This is a genomic window from Promineifilum sp. (SeqCode) (assembly GCF_041918635.1).
Classification (GTDB): Bacteria; Chloroflexota; Anaerolineae; order Promineifilales; family Promineifilaceae; genus Promineifilum.
The window spans coordinates 1-1,763 of the sequence record NZ_JAYRVJ010000145.1 but is presented as its reverse complement, the minus strand read 5'-3'; the positions used below and the strand labels follow the sequence as shown (position 1 = coordinate 1,763).

At 69.7% G+C, this 1,763-nt stretch carries 1 protein-coding gene; it reads left to right on the top strand.

Annotated features, from left to right (window positions below; genetic code table 11):
* Nucleotides 1-1,763: FixH family protein (locus ACE3UY_RS04760; protein ID WP_374686406.1), on the top strand; the 1,763-nt coding region annotated here is incomplete at both ends.

Here is a 1,763-nt window from a genome sequence, read left to right as displayed (position 1 = left end):
GTCCGGCCTGACGGTAGAGCGGGCCACGCCGGCCGGCCTGTCGCCCGGCCTGGCGGACCTGGCCGACTACGCCGGCATCGTTCTGGTCAACGTCAATGCCCGCGACCTGTCGCCGCGCCAGATGGCGACGCTCCAATCCTATGTGCGCGACCTGGGCGGCGGGCTGACAGCCGTCGGCGGGCCGGACAGCTTTGGCATGGGCGGTTACTTCCGCACGCCGCTGGAAGAGACGCTGCCAGTAGATATGCAGATCAACGACCAGGAGCGCTTTCCGTCGGTCAGTCTGGTGCTGGTCATTGACCGCTCTGGCAGTATGGCCGCTGAAGAGGGGGGCGTGACCAAAATTCAACTGGCAGCCGAGGGAGCGATCCGGGCGCTGGAACTGCTGAACGACTTCGACGAGATGACCATTATCCCGGTGGACGAAGCGCCGGACGAGATCATCGGCCCGGTGACGGCCGAGAACCGGGATGAGGCCATCCGCCGGCTGCGCGGGCTGGGCGCGGGGGGCGGCGGCATCTTCGTGCGCACCGGGCTGGAAGCGGCGGCCAATGCGCTGGCCGCCGGCGATAGCCGGGTCTCGCACGAAGTGCGCCATATCATCGTTCTGGCCGACGGCGCGGACAGCGAGCAGAAGGAGGGCGTACCCGAACTGATCGCCAACCTGACCGCGCAGGGCATCACCGTCTCGATGGTCAGCATCGGCGCAGGCCCAGACACCCCCTGGCTGCAACAGATGGCCGAGTTGGGCGGCGGTCGCTTCCACCTGACCGATCAGGCCGCCAACCTGCCGCAGATTTTCACCCAGGAGACGATCGCCATCCAGCGTAGCTACCTTATCGAGGAGCGCTTCTTCCCCTCACTGGCCGCCGGCAGCCCTATCCTGATCAACATCCGCGAGACGCCGCCGCTCCACGGCTACGTGGGCACGAGCGCCAAGGACGCGGCCCAGGTGACGCTGGAGACCCATCTGGGCGATCCGCTGCTGGCGACGTGGCAATATGGCCTGGGCCGGTCGCTGGCCTGGACGTCGGACGCCACGAGTCGCTGGGCGCGCGATTGGGTGCGCTGGGACGGCTATGGCCCCTTCTGGAACCAGGCGGTGCGCTGGACGTTCGGCAGCCGGCCGGCCGGCGGGCTGTCGGCCGAGGTGCGGCTCGACGGTGAGGCGGCCCGGCTGACGGTGGACGCGCGAGGGGAGGATGGCTTCCTGGATGGGCTGGCGCTGACGGCCAACGTCGTCGATCCCATGGGCGAGACGCGGGCGGTGGAACTTCAGCAGGTCGCGCCGGGTCGCTATGAGGCGACGTTCGCGCCCACGAGCGAGGGGGCCTACTTCATCGGCGTCGGCGCGGCCGGCGACGAAGGACTGCGCCAGTCGGCGGGCTGGGTGCTGGGCTACTCGCCGGAGTACGCGGCGCTGGCCGGCGACCCGGCGCTGCTGGCGTCGCTGGCGGAGCGGACGGATGGGCGGGCGTTGAACCTGGTCGAGGGCAGCGGCGCGGGGCCGGCGGCCGTCTTCGAGCGCAACCTCAACGCCGCCCCCGCCGCCCAACCCATCTGGCCGTGGCTGACGCTGGCCGCGGCGCTGCTGTTACCGCTCGACGTGGCCGCGCGCCGGTTGACGCTGACACGGCGCGATTGGGCGCGGGCGTGGAGGAGAATTAGGAATTATGAATTAGGAATTAGGAATGAAGAGGGGCCGGAGCGGGCGGAGGGGATGGCGCAGTTGTTGAGGGCTAAGGAGAGGGCGGGGGAGCGGG